14 protein-coding genes and 1 tRNA gene are annotated in these 17,663 nt (G+C 70.8%); 4 read left to right on the top strand and 11 right to left on the bottom strand.

The genetic code is table 11. The features are described from left to right. Positions 1 to 39 precede the first annotated feature (39 nt). The 3 genes from ABD208_RS00460 to ABD208_RS00450 form a co-directional block, all read right to left on the bottom strand. Entirely contained in the window at positions 40 to 1,695 is a 1,656-nt protein-coding gene (locus tag ABD208_RS00460) for an ABC transporter substrate-binding protein (RefSeq protein ID WP_344098696.1), read from the bottom strand. 89 nt (positions 1,696 to 1,784) lie between these two features. Then, a complete protein-coding gene (locus ABD208_RS00455) occupies positions 1,785 to 2,717 on the bottom strand; it encodes a carbohydrate ABC transporter permease (RefSeq protein WP_344098695.1) in 933 nt (310 codons plus the stop codon). After that, the gene (locus tag ABD208_RS00450) at positions 2,711 to 3,742 is read right to left on the bottom strand and encodes an ABC transporter permease (protein WP_344098694.1); all 1,032 of its coding nucleotides are present in this window, start codon (positions 3,740 to 3,742) and stop codon (positions 2,711 to 2,713) included. Before ABD208_RS00450 ends, ABD208_RS00455 begins: the two co-directional genes overlap by 7 nt. Positions 3,743 to 4,082: 340 nt before the next feature. Here ABD208_RS00450 and ABD208_RS00445 point away from each other — a divergent pair, with 340 nt between their 5' ends. Further along, positions 4,083 to 5,135 carry a LacI family DNA-binding transcriptional regulator gene (locus ABD208_RS00445; RefSeq protein WP_344098693.1) on the top strand — a complete coding sequence of 351 codons (1,053 nt, stop codon included), beginning with the start codon at positions 4,083 to 4,085 and terminating at the stop codon, positions 5,133 to 5,135. 27 nt (positions 5,136 to 5,162) lie between these two features. On the opposite strand, the gene ABD208_RS00440 is transcribed toward ABD208_RS00445, so the two are convergent. Then, positions 5,163 to 6,170 (bottom strand): NAD-dependent epimerase/dehydratase family protein, encoded by a 1,008-nt coding sequence (locus ABD208_RS00440; protein WP_344098692.1) that lies wholly within the window; start codon positions 6,168 to 6,170, stop codon positions 5,163 to 5,165. Between the two features lie 63 nt (positions 6,171 to 6,233). After that, entirely contained in the window at positions 6,234 to 8,792 is a 2,559-nt protein-coding gene (locus ABD208_RS00435) for an ATP-dependent Clp protease ATP-binding subunit (RefSeq protein ID WP_344098691.1), read from the bottom strand. Between the two features lie 302 nt (positions 8,793 to 9,094). On the opposite strand from ABD208_RS00435, the gene ABD208_RS00430 reads away from it, so the two are divergent. Then, positions 9,095 to 9,712, top strand: a complete 618-nt coding sequence (locus ABD208_RS00430) for a hypothetical protein (protein WP_344098690.1) — start codon at positions 9,095 to 9,097, stop codon at positions 9,710 to 9,712. An 18-nt stretch (positions 9,713 to 9,730) separates the two neighbouring features. On the opposite strand, the gene def is transcribed toward ABD208_RS00430, so the two are convergent. After that, positions 9,731 to 10,414 carry a peptide deformylase gene (gene def, locus ABD208_RS00425; protein WP_344098689.1) on the bottom strand — a complete coding sequence of 228 codons (684 nt, stop codon included), beginning with the start codon at positions 10,412 to 10,414 and terminating at the stop codon, positions 9,731 to 9,733. A 204-nt stretch (positions 10,415 to 10,618) separates the two neighbouring features. On the opposite strand from def, the gene ABD208_RS00420 reads away from it, so the two are divergent. Next, complete coding sequence (locus ABD208_RS00420; protein WP_344098688.1) at positions 10,619 to 11,917, top strand: glycoside hydrolase family 6 protein; 1,299 nt, start codon at positions 10,619 to 10,621, stop codon at positions 11,915 to 11,917. A 101-nt stretch (positions 11,918 to 12,018) separates the two neighbouring features. Then, on the top strand, positions 12,019 to 12,801 hold the full coding sequence (gene bglS / locus ABD208_RS00415) for a beta-glucanase (protein ID WP_344098687.1): 783 nt from the start codon (positions 12,019 to 12,021) through the stop codon (positions 12,799 to 12,801). A gap of 6 nt (positions 12,802 to 12,807) precedes the next feature. Here bglS and ABD208_RS00410 read toward each other — a convergent pair whose 3' ends face one another. From ABD208_RS00410 to ABD208_RS00390, 5 genes are all read right to left on the bottom strand, one after another. Next, entirely contained in the window at positions 12,808 to 13,899 is a 1,092-nt protein-coding gene (locus tag ABD208_RS00410; RefSeq protein WP_344098686.1) for a LacI family DNA-binding transcriptional regulator, read from the bottom strand. A gap of 119 nt (positions 13,900 to 14,018) precedes the next feature. Continuing rightward, a tRNA-Thr gene (locus ABD208_RS00405) sits at positions 14,019 to 14,091 on the bottom strand. Positions 14,092 to 14,190: 99 nt separating this feature from the next. Next, positions 14,191 to 15,735, bottom strand: a complete 1,545-nt coding sequence (locus ABD208_RS00400; protein WP_344098685.1) for an alpha/beta hydrolase — start codon at positions 15,733 to 15,735, stop codon at positions 14,191 to 14,193. 77 nt (positions 15,736 to 15,812) lie between these two features. Beyond that, positions 15,813 to 16,451: a hypothetical protein gene (locus ABD208_RS00395; RefSeq protein ID WP_344098684.1), complete on the bottom strand. Its 639-nt coding sequence runs from the start codon at positions 16,449 to 16,451 to the stop codon at positions 15,813 to 15,815. 161 nt (positions 16,452 to 16,612) lie between these two features. Continuing rightward, positions 16,613 to 17,641: a GlxA family transcriptional regulator gene (locus ABD208_RS00390; RefSeq protein ID WP_344098683.1), complete on the bottom strand. Its 1,029-nt coding sequence runs from the start codon at positions 17,639 to 17,641 to the stop codon at positions 16,613 to 16,615. Between the last annotated feature and the right edge of the window lie 22 nt (positions 17,642 to 17,663).

Here is a 17,663-nt window from a genome sequence, read left to right as displayed (position 1 = left end):
CCTGCCTCGCGACCGGTGGGTCCGTCTCTCGGGGTCAGGTCACTCCGTGACGCCCGCGGCCGCGTTGGCCCGGTCGACGTACTCCGTCATGCCCGCGCCCTCGAGCTCGGCGACGTACGCGTCCCACTCGTCGAGCGAGCGCTCGCCCACGATGAACGCCGAGGTGTTCTGGAAGACGATGTCCTGCAGCGCCTGCTGCTGACGGCCCGCCTGCTCCTGCTCCATCTCGTCGTACAGCGGCGACGGCGGGATCGGGAGCTCCTCCTTCGTGGCGTTCATGCCGTCCACGAAGTCGATCTCCTCCTGCTCCATCATCGACTTGTCGAGGTCCTCGGTGGAGCCGTGCGCGATGGAGAACACGCCGTTGTAGTAGCCGAAGTCGGCGTTGAGCAGCTTGTCGGCGCCGACGTTCAGGGCGCCCCAGGTCACGTCGTCCGCCAGGACCCGCTTGTCGCCCTCGCGCTCGAAGGTCTCGCCCTCGACGCCCCACTTGGCGAACTCGAGGCCCTCGTCCGAGTAGTACAGCCAGTCCACGAACTGGAGCATGGCGAGGAAGTCGGGCTCCTGCGCGGCGTCGGCCGAGAACATCAGGCCGGACTCACGGCGCGTGCCGCCCGGGATGAGGTCGCCCGCCGGGCCGCCCGGCACGACGATCTGCGCCAGCTCGGCGTCCTTGTTCTTCGCGCCCTCGAACGCGGGCTCGTACTCCGCGATGATCGACTGCGTGTTGGTGCCGATCGCGGCGGACTCGCCGTTGGCGAGCTTCTCGATCGCCGACGCGTCGTCCTGCGTCACCGACTCGGGGTCCATGAGACCGTCCTCGACGAGGCCCGCGAAGTACTCGACGAGCGACCTGTACTCGTCCGACGCCCCCGCGTAGCTGTACCTGCCGTCGGCCTCGTTCCACTGCAGGCCGGCACCGTAGCCCCAGCCGGCCGCGGTACCGAAGTTCGGCGCGGCGGTCTGCATCGTCGCCTCGATCGGGCCGTTGATCGACCAGCGGTCCGAGTAGGGGTACTTGAGGTCCGGGTTCTCGTCCTTGATGACCTGAAGCTGCTCGGCGAACTCGTCCCAGGTCCTGGGGTGCTCCAGGCCGGCGTCGTCCCACAGGTCCTGCCGGATGGCGATGGAGTACTGCGGCTTGGGCACCTCGTGCAGGCCCGGGATCATGTAGTACTTGCCGTCGCCCTTCTTCTGGGCGTCGATCTCCTCCTGCAGGCCCCAGTCCTCGACCTTCTGCAGGAAGTTCGGCATGTGCTGCACGTAGTCGGAGATCGGCAGGAGCGCGCCGCTGCTGACGAACTGGTTCTCGTCGCCCGGGTACGTGACCGGCATGATGTCCGGGGCCTCGCCCGACCCGATCAGCACGCTGCGCTTCTGCTGCAGGTCCTCCAGGGTGACGTTCTCGTAGTCGAACGTGACGTTGTTGTCGTCCTTGAGGTGCTGGACGAACGCCCAGTCCTCCTTGAACGGGTAGTTCGGGTGGTCGCGGTACAGCAGGCCGAACTCGACCGGCTCGGTCGCCTGGAACGTGGTGCCGGCCTCGAAGTCCTCCATGTAGCCGACCTGCGACTCCAGGTCGACGGACGCGGTCTCGTCGGCACCCTCGCCGCCGCCGTTGCCGCACGCCGTCAGCGTGAGTGTCAGGGCGGCCGCGGCGGAGGCCGCCGCGGCTGCCTTGCGGTTGATCCTCATGATTTCTTTCCTCCGGTGGTGAACGTCGTCGTTCTCGACGGTCGGTCTGAATCGATTTCGAGGGGCGGCCCGGGCGGCCGTCCGCTGACCTACCCCTTGACGGACCCGAGCATCACGCCCGTCACGAAGTACTTCTGCACGAACGGGTAGACGGCGACGACCGGCGCCGCGATCAGGAGCATCGCGACGGCCTGCATGTTCGCGCTGATCTGCGCCGCCTCGGCACCGGCCTCCAGGCCGGCGCCGGTCACGCCCGCGAGCAGGTTGCGCAGGTAGAGCGTGACCGGCTGGAGGCTCCCGTCGCTGAGGTACAGGAACGCCGGGAACCACGAGTTCCAGAAGAACACCGCGTAGAACAGCACCATCGTGGCGACCACCGCCTTGGACAGCGGCAGCACGACGCGCAGGAACACGCCGTAGGTGGTCAGGCCGTCGATCGCGGCGGCCTCCTCCAGCTCGTCGGGGAAGTTCTCGAAGAAGGACTTCATGACCAGCAGGTTGAAGGCGCTGATCGCGTTCGGGAGCACGATCGCCCAGATCGTGTTCTTGATGCCCAGGTTGGTGATCAGCAGGTAGTTCGGGATGAGGCCGCCGTTGAAGAACATCGTCACCACGACCAGGCCGATGAAGAACTGCCGCCCCTTGAGGTGCTTCTTCGCCAGGGCGTAGGCCATCGTGGTGGTCAGCGCCATCGCGATGGCGGTGGCCAGGACCGTCTGGACGACGGTGTTGCCGTAGGCCGCCCAGAACTTCTCGTCGTTGAAGACCCAGTCGAACGTGGTCAGGTTGAAGCCCACCGGCCACAGGTTGACCTCGCCCGCGAGGATCGCGCCCGGCGAGCTGAACGCCATGGCGACGAGGTTCACGAACGGGTACAGCGTCACGACGCAGGCCAGGACGAGGACGACGGCGTTGGCCACGCGGAACACGCGGTAACCCGGGGTGTCCTTGACCGTCCGGGGCACGGTACGGACCGCGGCGAGGTCGGGGGTGATGTCAGGGGTCGGGTTCGTCGTCACCACAGGGAAGCTCCCACCACTCGCTTCGAGATCGCGTTGGCCGACAGGACCAGCGTGAGCCCGATGACCGCCTCGAACAGGCCGACCGCGGCCGCGTACGAGAAGCTGCCGGTCTCGAGGCCGACGCGGTACAGGTACGTCGAGATCACGTCCGCCGTCGGGTAGGTCAGCGGGTTGTACATGAGCAGGACCTTCTCGAAGCCGACGGCGAGGAAGGTGCCCGTGTTGAGGATGAGCAGCACCACGATGGTGGGGCGGATGCCCGGGAGCGTGATGTGCCAGGTCTGCTGCCAGCGGTTGGCGCCGTCGATGCGCGCGGCCTCGTAGAGCTGGTCGTCGATCGTGGTCAGGGTGGCGAGGTAGAGGATGGTGCCGAAGCCCACCGTCTGCCACACCTCGGAGCTGACGTACATCGTGCGGAACCAGTCCGGCTTCTGCATGAACGAGATCGCCTCGCCGCCCAGCGCCTGCACGATCTGGTTCACCGTGCCGTTCAGCGAGGTCAGCTCGTAGACGAAGCCCACCACGATGACCACCGACATGAAGTGCGGCAGGTAGGTGATGGTCTGCACCGCCTTCTTGAAGCGGCGCGAGCGGAGCTCGTTCAGCAGCAGCGCGAGCACGATCGGCAGCGGGAAGACGACGAGCAGCGTCAGCGCGCCGAGGATCGCGGTGTTGCCGAAGACGTGCCAGAACTTCGCGTCGCCGACCACCATCTCGAAGTAGTAGAACCCGACCCACTCCTCGCCGAGCATCGATCCGCCCGGCTGGAACCGGCGGAACGCGATGACGTTCCCCAGCATCGGGACGTACCGGAAGATGATCAGGTAGGCCACGGGCAGGATCAGGAACGTGTACAGCCGCCAGTCCCGGCGCAGCGAGCCGGCCCAGGTGTCCCGGTTCCGCAGCCGTTGCGGCGTGCCGGTGCCGGCGCGGCGAGCGGTCGCCCGCGGGGGCACGGGCCCGCCGGCCAGTGGTGTCAGCCCGGGCGGCGATGATCCGCCGGCCGTCTCCGTTGCTCGTGCCATCGATCCCTCCGGTCACGTCGTCGTGACGGAGCCCTCGCGGGCCCCCGGTACCACGTCGTCGTGGATAACGTTTTTCCGAAACTATCGGCCGGTTTGCCGATAGCCACTGAACGGGACAGTAGGGCTCGCCCCGACATCGAGTCAAGCGTTCCCCCGGGAACTTCCGGTCACGATCCGGCATCGGGCAATTCATCGGGCAACCGCAGGTCCGACGACGCCGGAGGCGCACCGGGATTCCGGGGCGCGAGCCCGCGGCCCGGTTCCGGCAGGCGGGCGACCGGGTGTAGCGTCAGCCTCGAAAGTTGCGCGAAAGTTCTGGGAAGAAGGAGGCCTCCGCGAGATGTCCACAACACCCGCGAGTGCGGGAGCGGTACCACCCCCACCGGCAGGGGGCGCCACCATCGCGACGATCGCGCGCGAGGTCGGGGTCTCGGTGCCGACCGTCTCGAAGGTGCTGAACGGCAGGTCCGACGTCGCCGCCGGCACCCGGGAGCGCGTGGAGGCGGCGCTCGAGAGGCACCAGTACCGGCGTCGCCGGGCCGCGCCCGCGCGGAAGGCCGGGGGGCTGATCGACCTGGTGTTCCACCGGCTCGGATCGGGGTGGTCGATGGAGATCATCCGGGGCGTGGAGGTCGAGGCGGGCGCACAGCGCACGAGCGTGATCCTGTCGGAGCTCGGCGGGGAGCACCGGCCCCCGCAGGACTGGCTCGACACCACGATGACCCGCCCGCCGCTCGGCGTCGTCCTCGTGGCGGCCAACCTCACCGAGGCGCAGCACCAGCAGCTGGACCGGCGATCCATCCCGTACGTCGTCGTCGACACCGACGGCGAGCCCCCGGCCGACGTCCCGTCCGTCGGGTCGGACAACTGGAACGGCGGGCTGCTCGCGACGAGGCATCTCATCGGGCTGGGCCACCGCCGCATCGCGTGCATCAGCGGGCCGACAGACATGCTCTGCAGCCGCGCCCGGCTCGACGGGTTCCGCTCGGCGCACGACGAGGCGGGGATCGCGCACGACCCCGCGCTCGTCGCGCACGGCAACTTCTACGTGGAGGCGGGCTACAAGCACGCCCTGCGCATGCTGTCGGCACCGGACCGCCCGACGGCGATCTTCGCCGGGTCCGACATGCAGGCGATGGGCATCCTGCGCGCGGCGCAGGAGCTGGGCCTGAGCGTCCCCCGCGACCTGTCGGTCGTGGGCTACGACGACCTCCCGCTGGCCTCCTGGATGAGCCCGCCCCTGACGACGGTGCGGCAGCCCCTGATGGAGATGGGCGCGGCCGCCACCCGGATGCTCTTCGAGATGGCGGCGGGCGGCGCCCCCGCGGTCCCCCGCCTCAACCTGGCGACGGACCTGATCGTGCGGGAGTCGACCGCCCCGCCGCCGGCCTGATCTCGTGACCGGTGCGCCGGGCGCTCGTCAGAGCGCTCGGGCGTGCGCCACCAGGCGGTCGAAGGCCGCGTCCAGGACCGGGTCGGCCCGCTGGGCCTCCGGGTGGGCGTCGTACCAGGCGAGCTGCTCGAACGCGGCGTCGTCGTACGTGATCGTCGTGGCGAACTCCGGGACGAGCGCGCGGAGCTTGGCGCAGTCGAAGACCATCGAGTGGGTCTTGTCGCCGAGCAGGCCCGGGCCCTCGCCGGGCAGCACCCGGGCGATGGTCTCGGAGGCGACGTGGACCAGTTCCGGGTTCTCGACGCCGGCCGCCCGGCCGAGCCACGTGTAGATCTGGTCCCAGGTGGGCGCGTGCGTACCCATGACCTGGAACGTGTCGCCGACGGCGAGGGGGTTGCCGAGCAGCCCCACGAACCCGACCGCGAAGTCCTCGGTATGCGTGAGCGTCCACAGGGACGCGCCGTCGCCGTGCACGACGACGGGCTTGCCCGCGCGCATCCGGGCGACGTCGGTCCAGCCGCCCGTGGTGGGCAGCAGCGTGCGGTCGTAGGTGTGCGAGGGCCGCACGATCGTCACGGGGAAGCCGTTGTCGCGGTGCTCCCGGACCAGCAGGTCCTCGCAGGCGATCTTGTCGCGGCTGTACTGCCAGAACGGGTTGCGCAGCGGCGTCGACTCCGTGACCGGCAGCCGCGCGGGCGGCGTCTGGTAGGCGGACGCCGACGAGATGAACACGTACTGCCCGGTCCGCCCGGCGAACCGGGCCACGTCCTGCCGGACGTGCTCGGGCGAGAACGCCCGGAACTGCGCGACGGCGTCGAACTCCCGGTCGCCGATCGCCGCCGCGACGGCCGCGGGATCGGCGGCGTCGGCGACGAGCCGCTCGACGTCGCCGGGGACCGGCCGCGTCGAGTCGAGACCGCGGTTCAGCACCGTGACGCGGTGCCCGAGCGCCACGGCCCGCGCCACGGAGGCGTGCGAGATGATCCCGCCCCCGCCGATGAAGAGAAGGTCCTTCGGGTTCCTCGTCGAATCCATTCGACCAGCATGCCAGAAAGGCCGGCTCCCGAGGGAGCCGGCCCATCCGTCGATCTCAGGCGATCACGCGCCCGCGATCATCTCGCCCGACGGCGGAAGGTCGCGCGGGGCCAGGCCCGCGCCCGCGGGGACCGCCTGGGTCTCCGCCTCCGCCGGCTTGCGGCGGCGGCCCCGGGTCACGCCCTTGAACGTGAACTCCCCGAGGATGCCCTCGCCCTCGCCGTCGATCACGATCGTCTGGCCGGCCTTGAGCTCGCCGAACAGGATCTTCTCGGACAGGGTGTCCTCGATCTCCCGCTGGATCGCCCGCTTGAGCGGCCGCGCCCCGAGGACCGGGTCGTAGCCCTTCTCGGCGAGCAGGTGCTTGGCGGCGGGCGTGAGCTCGATGCCCATGTCCTTGTCGCGCAGGCGGTTGTCCAGCTTGGCGATCTCCAGGTCGACGATCTGGATGATCTCGTCCTGGGTGAGCTGCGGGAACACGATCGTGTCGTCGACACGGTTGAGGAACTCCGGCCGGAAGTGCTGCTTGAGCTCCTCGTTGACCTTGGCCTTCATGCGCTCGTACGACGTCACCAGGTCGCCGCCGGCGTTGAAGCCGGTCTGAACGCCCTTGGCGATGTCCCGCGTGCCGAGGTTCGTGGTCATGATGATCACGGTGTTCTTGAAGTCGACGACGCGACCCTGGGAGTCCGTGAGACGTCCGTCCTCGAGGACCTGCAGCAGCGAGTTGAAGATGTCCGCGTGGGCCTTCTCCACCTCGTCGAACAGGACGACGGAGAACGGCCGGCGGCGCACCTTCTCGGTGAGCTGGCCACCCTCGTCGTAGCCCACGTACCCGGGCGGCGAGCCGAACAGCCGCGAGACCGTGTGCTTCTCCGAGAACTCGGACATGTCGAGCTGGATCAGGGCGTCCTCGTCCCCGAAGAGGAACTCGGCGAGCGCCTTGGCGAGCTCGGTCTTGCCGACACCCGTGGGGCCGGCGAAGATGAACGAGCCACCGGGACGCTTCGGGTCCTTCAGGCCCGCACGCGTCCGGCGGATCGCCTGCGACAGCGCCTTGATCGCGGTCTCCTGACCCACGACGCGCTTGTGCAGCTCGTCCTCCATCTTGAGCAGCCGCGCGGACTCCTCCTCGTTGAGCTTCACCACCGGGATGCCCGTGGACATCGCCAGCACCTCGGCGATCAGCTCCTCGTCGACCTCCGCGACCGTGTCGAGGTCACCCGACTTCCAGGACTTCTCCTTGTCGGCGCGCAGCTGCGTGAGCTGCTTCTCCTTGTCGCGCAGGCCCGCCGCCTTCTCGAAGTCCTGCGCGTCGATCGCGGACTCCTTGTCCCGGCGCGCGTCGGCGATCTGCTCGTCGAGCTGCTTGAGCTCCGGCGGCGCCGTCATGCGGCGGATCCGCAGGCGGGCACCGGCCTCGTCGATCAGGTCGATCGCCTTGTCCGGGAGGAAGCGGTCGTTGATGTACCGGTCCGCGAGGGTCGCGGCCGAGGCCAGCGCGGCGTCCGTGATGGACACGCGGTGGTGCGCCTCGTAGCGGTCCCGCAGGCCCTTGAGGATCTCGATCGCGTGCTCCAGGGACGGCTCGGCGACCTGGATCGGCTGGAAGCGGCGCTCCAGGGCCGGGTCCTTCTCGACGTACTTGCGGTACTCGTCGAGCGTCGTCGCGCCGATCGTCTGCAGCTCGCCGCGGGCGAGCATCGGCTTGAGGATCGAGGCGGCGTCGATCGCGCCCTCGGCGGCACCCGCACCCACCAGGGTGTGGATCTCGTCGATGAACAGGATGATGTCGCCGCGGGTGCGGATCTCCTTGAGCACCTTCTTGAGGCGCTCCTCGAAGTCACCGCGGTAGCGCGAGCCGGCCACCAGTGCGCCCAGGTCCAGCGTGTACAGCTGCTTGTCCTTGAGCGTCTCGGGCACGTCGCCGCGCACGATGTCCTGGGCCAGGCCCTCGACGACGGCCGTCTTGCCGACGCCGGGCTCGCCGATCAGCACCGGGTTGTTCTTGGTGCGGCGGGACAGCACCTGCATGACCCGCTCGATCTCCTTGGAGCGCCCGATGACCGGGTCCAGCTTGCCCTCGCGGGCGGCCTGGGTGAGGTTGCGCCCGAACTGGTCGAGGACGGCGGAGCCCGCGGGCTGTCCCTCGGCCGGGCCGCCGGCCGAGACCGGCTCCTTGCCCTGGTAGCCCGACAGCAGCTGGATGACCTGCTGGCGCACCTTGTTCAGGTCCGCACCCATCTTCGTCAGGACCTGAGCTGCGACGCCCTCACCCTCGCGGATGAGGCCGAGCAGGATGTGCTCGGTCCCGATGTAGTTGTGGCCGAGCTGCAGCGCCTCGCGCAGCGACAGCTCCAGCACCTTCTTCGCGCGCGGCGTGAACGGGATGTGCCCGCTCGGAGCCTGCTGGCCCTCGCCGATGATCTCGGTGACCTGCGTACGCACGCCGTCGAGCGAGATGCCCAGCGACTCCAGCGCCTTGGCGGCGACGCCCTCACCCTCGTGGATGAGTCCCAGGAGAATGTGCTCGGTGCCGATGTAGTTGTGGTTCAGCATCCTCGCCTCTTCCTGGGCGAGGACGACGACCCGGCGGGCCCTATCCGTAAATCTCTCGAACATCATCAACTCCTCACGCGCGGGCGGCGTTCGCCGCGCCCCGTGGCCGGCTTGAACCACAGGGGCCCAGCGGACGACACAGCCTGACTGCTATCGACTCTATGTGCTCGCAACGGCCCGGCGGGGCCACATGTGCCCATGTTCGCCAGGGGCGTGAAGGGGAATGGACGGCGAGGAGCACGGCTGTCAAGGGCTGTCCACCGACACGCCGTCGTCCGCGATGTCCGACGGCGTGTCGGCGCGGTTGCGTTGACCGGGCGCCCGGGGCACGGCAGGCTTCCGGTAGGAGCTGCAGGGGAGGGAACATGCCGGACGACGCCGGTCGTCAGCCCGAGTGGGAGCAGATCGTCGCACGGTTCGCCCGGTTCTCCGGCGTCGTCGGCGAGGTGCACGACCCCCTGACCTGGGGGCTCTACCTGGTCGACGAGGAGATCACGGGGGCGATCGATCCCGTCGACCCCACCGAGGAGCGCTTCGTGCGTGCGTACCGCACCGTGGGCGGGGACGTCCTGGAGGTCGAGACGCTGCGCGTGCCCGCGCTCAGCGACCAGATCGACGACGTCGTGCGGGCCGCGTGCAGCGGCGCGCTCGCCGCGCCGCTGCACACCGACATCGACACGAGCGAGATCGGGGAGGCGACGGATCCGTTCGACTTCGCCGAGGCCTACCAGGACTACCGCAGCGCGATGCGCGCGATCGTCGCGGAGGTGGACCAGGTGCCGAGCGACGCCCTGGAGTACCTGGTCGACGGGCGGCCGGTGGTGGCCACCGCGGTCGCGGTGCGGGACGTGATCGCGGTGTACGCGCCGCTGGCCGACCGCGCGCTGGTGGTCACGGGGCCGGCCGGGCTCGTCGATCGCATCGACGTGGTGACACGGCCCATCCGGAACCTCAAGCACGGGTCGGACGGCCCGCACTTCTGAGGTCCCGTTCGGTCGTCGCTACCTGCCGCCCGCCGGTTCCGCGGGGTACTCGGCGGGCTTCTTGCCGAGTTCCACCGCGATCTCGTGGCGCTGGGCGAGGACGTCGGCGCGTTCCTCGTCGCGCTGGCGCAGGGCGTCCTGCTGGAGGTCGGGCGTGAGGTGGTCCCAGTAGAGGGTGCCGTCCAGGTGCTGGGTCTCGTGGATGAAGCAGCGGGCGAGGTAGCCGGTGCCGCTGAGCTGGACGGGGGCGCCGTCGCGGTCGACGCCGCGCACCGTGGCGGCGCCCGGGCGCTCCAGGGGCTCGTAGGCGCCGGGGACGGAGAGGCAGCCCTCGTCCTCCTCCTCCGGGTCGGCCGTGAGGTCCATGGTGAGCTCGGCGTTGAGGACGTGGCCGACGTGGCGGTCGCCGTGGGCGTCGGTGAGGTCGTAGACGAAGACGCGCTGGTCCGAGCCGACCTGGGTGGCGGCCAGGCCGACGCCCTGGGCGACCTCCATGGTGGCGAACATGTCGTCGATGAGCCGGGTCAGCTCGGGGGTGGAGAACTCGGTGACCTTGCGGGTCGGGGTGTGCAGCACGGGCTCACCGATCTCCGTGATCCGCAGGACGCGGCCGCGGCGCGCCTCGGGGACCTGGGCGGGGTAGTCGTCCACCGGTTCCCCGAGCAGATACGTGACGGGCTTGCGCTTGCCGAGACTCCACATGGGCAACGAGCCTAGTCGGCTGCCGGCAGAAGCGCGGTCCCGCGGGCCGCCGGGCGGCGGCGGACGGGAGCGGACCGGGGTTGACAGCGTCGTCGGCTGCCTCGATCATGGACGAACTGGAAGCGCTTCCACTGATTTCCAGGATGTGCAGCCCCCCAGCGAGAACGCGATGACGCGCTCGCAGACACCTTGGGAGATTCCCGCATGGCCACACCAAGACACCACCGGCTCCTGGCCGCGCTGGCGACCTGCGCGCTCGGCGCCGCCCTGCTCGGCGGCGGCCCGGCGGCCGCGAGCAACGACGTCGTGACACCGGAGACCGAGTTCTTCACGAACCCCCTGAGCTCCACGAAGGAGGTCGCCCGGGAACTGCGCGGGCAGGCCAAGAAGGACGCTCTCCTGCTGAGCAGGTACCCCAGCGCGACCTGGTTCACCGAGGGCGCGCCCGGCGAGGTGGAGCGCGACGTCCGGAGGCTCGTCAGGCGCACCGGCGAGAAGGTTCCCGTCCTGGTCGCCTACAACATCCCGTTCCGCGACTGCGCCCTCTACTCGGCCGGGGGCGCGGCCGGCGTCGACGAGTACAAGGCGTGGATCGACGGCTTCGCCGCGGGGATCGGGGACCGGAAGGCCGTCGTCGTGCTCGAGCCCGACGGCCTCGGCGTCATCCCCTGGTACACGACGCTGGACGGGCAGCTCGAGAACTGCCGGCCGCCGGAGTACGACCCGGCCACCACCGGCCGGGACGCCACGGCGGAGCGCTTCGAGATGCTCAACTACGCGGTCGACCGCCTGGGGCAGCAGCCGAACGCCGTCGTCTACCTCGACGGCACGAACCCGGCCTGGCTCAACGTGGGCGAGATCTCCGACCGGCTCGTCAAGGCCGGCGTCGCACGCGCGGACGGGTTCTTCCTGAACGCGTCGAACTACCTGCTCACCGAGAACAACGTCGCGTACGGCACCTGGATCTCGCAGTGCATCGCCTACGGGACCGAGGTGGCCCCCGGGGACTTCGCCAACTGCGGCAACCAGTACTGGAACGGTGGCCCGGCCAACGACTGGACCGGCGTGGCGCTCTCCCACCAGGGCGTCTGGAGCCCGGACGCGACCGACCCGGCGCTGAACACCGCGGGTATCGAGTCGCGCTACGCGGCCGCGCTGGGCGACACCCCGGCCACGACGCACTTCGTCGTCGACACCAGCCGCAACGGGCAGGGCCCCTGGGCACCGCCCGCGGGCGTCTATCCCGACGCCGAGACCTGGTGCAACCCGCCGGACCGCGGCCTCGGCCTGCCCCCGACCGCCGACACCGGCACGGAACTCGCCGACGCCTTCCTGTGGATCAAGATCCCCGGCGAGTCCGACGGCGAGTGCTTCCGCGGCCTCGGCGGGCCCGACGACCCCGAGCGCGGGATGGTCGACCCCGCCGCCGGGCAGTGGTTCACCCAGCAGGCGCGTGAGCTGATCGAGCTCGCGCGGCCGGCGGCCGGCCCGCACCGGCCGTAGCGCCGGGCAGTTCTCCGGGCGGGCCGCGCACCGGCGTCGGCCCGTCCGGGACCACCCCGGCCCCGTGCCGGGATCACATCCCCGTACCGATGGAGGTACTCATGCGATCAACGACGACGCAGCACCGCACGACGCCGCACCGCCTGCTCCTGGCCCTGGCTCTCGCCGCCGGGCTCGCGGTCGCGCCGGCGGCCACGGCTCCCGCGGAGGCCGCCATCGGCGGCAGCTTCACCGACAACTTCGACTCGCACAACGGCGGACGCTGGCACAAGGCCGACGGCTGGAGCAACGGCGGCATGTTCAACGCCGGCTGGCGGGCCGACCACGTCTGGCACAACGGCGGGGTCACGGGCCTGAACCTGGACACGAACTCCTGCCCGGGCGGCTGCTCGGGCAAGCCGTACGCCTCGGGCGAGTACCGGACCAACGACCTGTACTCCTACGGGCGCTTCGAGACCCGCATGAAGGCGGCGTCCGGGTCGGGGCTCGTGAGCTCGTTCTTCACCTACACGGGGCCGAGCGACGGCCAGCCCTGGGACGAGATCGACGTCGAGATCCTCGGCAAGAACACCTGGCAGATGCAGACCAACTACTTCACCAACGGGGTCGGCGGGCACGAGACGGTCATCAACCTGGGCTTCGACGCCGCGGCCGGCTACCACAACTACGCCATCGAGTGGTGGCGCGGCGGCACCATCAACTGGTTCGTGGACGGCCGCCTCGTGCACCAGGAGAACGGCTCGCGCGGCCCGCTGCCGACGCGGCCCCAGCGCATCATGATGAACCTGTGGCCGGGGACCGGCGTCGACAGCTGGCTCGGGCCGTTCCGCTACTCCGGGCAGAAGACCGCGACCTACGACTGGGTCAAGTACACGCAGTACTGAGGCCGGTCACGCCTGATCGCCGGCGCCGGGGGCCGAACCACGCACGACCAGGCGCGTCGGCAGGATGATCGGGGTCGGCGACTCGCCGGCGATCAGGCGGACCAGCATCGTGGCCATCTCCTGGCCGAGCCCACGGATCGGCTGGCTGATCGTGGTGAGCGCCGGATCCGCGTGGCGGGCGATCTCCAGGTCGTCGAAGCCGACCACGGCGACGTCGTCCGGGACGCGGCGCCCTGCCTCCCTGAGGGTGCGCAGGGCGCCCGCGGCCATGTTGTCCGACGCCGCGAAGACGCCGTCGATGTCCGGGTGTGCCTCAAGGAGCCGCGCCATCGCGCGGGCGCCGCCCTCGAAGCTGAAGTCGGCGTGCCCCACGCGGTCCGCGGGCAGCCCCGCCACCGCCATGGCGTCGGTGAACCCCTCGGACCGGGCGACGGACGCCTGCAGGTCCAGGGGGCCCGTGATCGTGGCGATGCGACGGCGCCCGGAGGCCAGCAAGTGGTCGACGGCGACGCGGGCACCGTTCCGGTTGTCCACGTCGACGTACCAGCGGGCCTCGCCCGCCAGCGGGCGCCCGCCGATCACCACCGGCAGATCGGTCGCGGCCACCACGCGGTTCAGGGGGTCGTCGCCCCGCAGCGCCAGGAGCATCACGCCGTCGGACCGCCGCGACCGCAGCAGCCGCCCGAGCCGGGCCTGACCGCGCTCCGATGACGCCAGGATGAGGGTCAGGTCGAGCTCCGACCGGTCCAGCGCCTCGGCGACGCCGACGAGCACCTGGGAGAAGAACGGGTCCCCGAACAGCGCCGGGTCGTCGTTGGAGACCGCCAGGACCACCGATCCGCCCTTGCTCGTCGCGAGGGCGCGCGCCGTCGCGTTCGGGACGTAGCCGAGCTCGCGCGCCGCCCGCGCGACCGCCTCCCGCTTCGCCTCGCTCACGTTGCGCACGTTGTTCATCGCCCGCGACGCGACGGAACGCGAGACGCCCGCGCGCCGGGCCACCTCCTCGAGCGTCGGCGCCTTGGCGGCCAGGGCCGGCTCCTGGCCCGGCGCGGCGTCGCGAGGGCGGTCCACGGGACCGGCCGTCGTGGGGTCGGACATGCGGACCAGCCTAGGGCCTGTCCTCCGGGCGGTCCGCTCGCACGTTCACGGCCCGAGAAAGCGGAAACCCCGTCTGATCGAGGGATGTGATTCCCTGACCAGACGGGGTTTCCGTCCTGAGCCGCCTGACAGAATCGAACTGTCGACCTGTTCATTACGAGTGAACCGCTCTACCGACTGAGCTAAGGCGGCGTTACACCTGCTGGGAGAACCTGTTCCCTGCAGCGGCCACAACAGTACCTGACGAACGGCCATGTCTCCAAAGCGAATCGCGTGTGACGTGCGACCGCCTCAGCAGGTCAGCCCTGGCTCCGGCTGCGTGCCCTCCACGAGGTAGTCGTCGACGGCGTTGTTGACGCACTCGTTGGTGGCGCCGTAGGCCGTGTGCCCCTCGCCCTCCATGGTCACCAGGAAGCCCGAGTCCAGGGTCTTCGCCAGCGCCTGGGCGCCCTTGTACGGGGTGGCGGGGTCGTTCGTCGTGCCGATGACCATGATGGGCGCGGCACCCTTCGCGTGGAGGTCGAACTCCCGCTTCACGGCCGGGTAGGGCCAGCCCGCGCACTCCACGCCGCTGTAGCCGAACGCCTCGCCGAGCGTCGGCGCCTGCTGGAGGATCTCTGCCGCGAGCTGCTTCATCTGCCCCAGGTCCTCGGCGGCGCGCTCGTCGGCGCAGTTCACGGCGCGGAACGCCTCGGTGCTGTTGTCCTGGAAGGTGCCGTCGGCGTTGCGGCCGTTGTAGTTGTCGGCGAGCATCAGCAGCGTGTCGCCCTTGCCCTCGTGGAAGACCTCCTGGAACGCCGTGGTGAGCAGCGACCAGTTCCCCTTGTTGTACAGCGGGAAGGCGACGCCGTAGAACGCCAGGTTCTTCGTCACGACGCGGCCCGACGACGTCGGGATCGGATGCGCGGCGGCGTCGTCCAGCATCGCCGCGACCTGCCGCAGCCCGGAGTCGACGTCGCCCCCGAGCGGGCACTCCGAGCCCGCCAGGCAGTCCGTCACGTACGCGCGCAGCGCGTTCTCGAACCCGACGGCCTGCTCCGCCGCACCCTCGTCCGCGGTCAGCGTGACGTCGACGGCGCCGTCGAGCACGAGGCGCCCCACGTTGCCCGGGAACAAGCCGGCGTACGTGGCCCCGAGCTGCGTGCCGTAGGAGTAGCCGAGGTAGTTCAGCTTCGCGTCCCCGAGGACGGCGCGCAGCATGTCCATGTCGCGCGCCGCGCTCTGCGTGTCCACGTGGCCGAGCAGCTCGCCGGTGTTCTCGCCGCACGCCTGGGCCCACGCGCGGACCGCCTCGATGCGCTGCGTGATGCCCTCGTCGGTGTAGGGGTAGTCCTTGGTGAGGAACTCGTCCTTCGCGGCGTCGTCCATGCACTTCACCGGGGTGGACTGGCCGACGCCGCGCGGGTCGAAACCGACGATGTCGAACGCGGCCCGCAGGCGGAAGCCGAAGCCGCTGGTGTCCTCGACCAGCGAGATGCCGGAGACCCCCGGCCCGCCCGGGTTGACCAGCAGGGAGCCCTGCGGGCTCTCGCTGGTCGCCGGGAGCTTCTTCAGCGCGATCTGGATGCCGCCCTTGCCCGCGTCGTGCCAGTCGAGCGGGGCGTCCACCGTGGCGCACTGGAAGCCGTTGCAGTCGCTCCACGCGACGGTCTGCGTGTAGTACTCCTCGAAGCCGTCGGGCGCGCCGCTGGCCGCCGCGGTTCCGCCGCCGCCCGACTTCCCCACGTTCTCCAGGGCCACCTGTTCCTTGGGCGGAACGGAGCACGCCGCGAGCGTCAACGCCGCCACGAGCAGGAGGACAAGGGTGGCCGCGGGACGTCGGGCTGGTCGGGTCACCACGACAACCTATCGAAGCCGAGCGCCCTGGCCCGACAGCCCGCGGCAGGATTCACCGCACCCTCACCACGTCGATGTCACTTCGAGACCCAGGCGATCGCACCCGGCTCGCCCGCCGTCTCGCGGGCGGGCAGGTCGACGGACCCCTGGTCACCCAGCCGGAGGGTCACCGCGGAGCCGTCCGCGACGTCACCGGGCAGCTCCACGACGCTCGTCGTCGGGGCGAAGTCCATGGTGCACATGCCGTCCCGGCGCGGCAGCAGGCCCACGACGATCTCGCCGCCCTCCGCCGTCGCGTTCGGCTCGGCGATGATCGGGCACGAGCTGGAGTCGTTCGTCACGACGTAGACGAGCCCCGCCTCGGGCGACCAGGCGGCGCCCGCCGTGGACGACGTGCTCCCCTTCAGCCCCGGCGGCAGCCCGCGTCCGGTGGCCCCGGCCTCGAGCGGGTCGATGTCCTTGGCCTCGATCTTCGGCCGCGCGTTGCGCGGCTCGGTGCTGTCCATGTCGTTCTCCTCGTCCCCGCCGCCGGCCGATGCGGTGTCCGACGGCGTCGCGGCCTCCGACGGCGCGCTGGTGATCGCCGTCCCGTCCCCGGCCGGCGGGCCGCCACCGGTCGTGTCGGCGCCCGCGCAGCCGGTCAGCGTCACGCACGCGATCACGGCGCTGGTCAGGGTTGCGATCCGCAGCCCACGTGCGCCTGCCGTCCTGTTCATGTGGCGATCCTTCCACGAGACTCTGACATCGACCGGGGCCCGGACTCGATGCCCCGGTACACCTGCATCTGTCCCTCCCGGCCGGGGTCTTGCAGGTGGCGGCGCAATCCGCGCCGCACGGTCGCCGGCGCCCCGCGTCGTCGTCCCGCGGGCGCCCGCGCTCACGCCGCCGTGCGGAACGTGCGGCGGTACTGCGTCGGCGTGACCCCGAGCGCGGCCTGCACGTGCACCCGCATCGACTGCGCCGTCCCGAAGCCGCACCGGTTCGCGATCTGCTCCATCGTGAGGTCCGAGCTCTCCAGGAGGTGCCGGGCGCCGTCGACCCGCTGGCGCACGAGCCACTGCCCCGGGCTCTCCCCGGTCTCCTCCCGGAACCGCCGGGTGAAGGTCCGCACCGACATCGAGGCGTGCCGGGCCAGCTGGGCCAGGGTGATCGGCTCGGCCAGGCGGCCCACGGCCCAGGCCCGGGTCGGGGCGGTCCCGGGCCCGGCGGGGTCGGGCACCGGCCGTTCGATGTACTGCGCCTGCCCGCCGTCGCGATGCGGCGGCACGATCGTGTGGCGCGCGACGTCGTGGGTCACGGCCGCGCCGTGGTCGCTCCGCAGCACGTGCAGGCACAGGTCGATGCCCGCCGCGACGCCCGCGGAGGTCAGCACGTCGCCGTCGTCGACGAAGAGCACGTCCGGGTTCACCCGGACGTCGGGAAAGAGCCGCTGCAGCCGCTCCGCGAACGCCCAGTGCGTGGTCACGGGCCGGCCGTCCAGCAGGCCCACCGAGGCCAGCTGGAACGCGCCGGTGCAGATCGACAGGATCCGCGTGCCGGGGCGGATCCGCGCCAGGGCCTCTGCCATCTCGGGGATGGGGGTGCCCGTCAGGAACGCGGAGTTGTCGTCGCTCACCGCGGGGACGACGACGGTGCCGGCGGACTCCAGCGCCTCCGGGCCGTGGTCCACGAGGACCGTCACGTCGGAGTCGGAGCGCACCGCACGCGGCCCCCGCGTCGTGCAGGTGACGACCTCGTACAGCGGGGAGCCGTCGTCGGTGTTGCGGGCGTTCCCCAGGATCCGGTGGGGGATGCCCAGCTCGAAGGGGATGAAGCCATCGGTGATCAGTACCGCGACGCGGTGCGGGCGGGCCACGGCGTGCAGCCGTGAGCGGCCGGAGGCGTCGGTGCCGGGAAATCGGGCCATGGCTCGATCATATCGACACCCG

Origin of the sequence: Myceligenerans crystallogenes (assembly GCF_039529775.1) — a bacterium.
Taxonomy (GTDB): domain Bacteria; phylum Actinomycetota; class Actinomycetes; order Actinomycetales; family Cellulomonadaceae; genus Myceligenerans; species Myceligenerans crystallogenes.
This window is presented reverse-complemented; position numbering and strand designations above follow the sequence as displayed.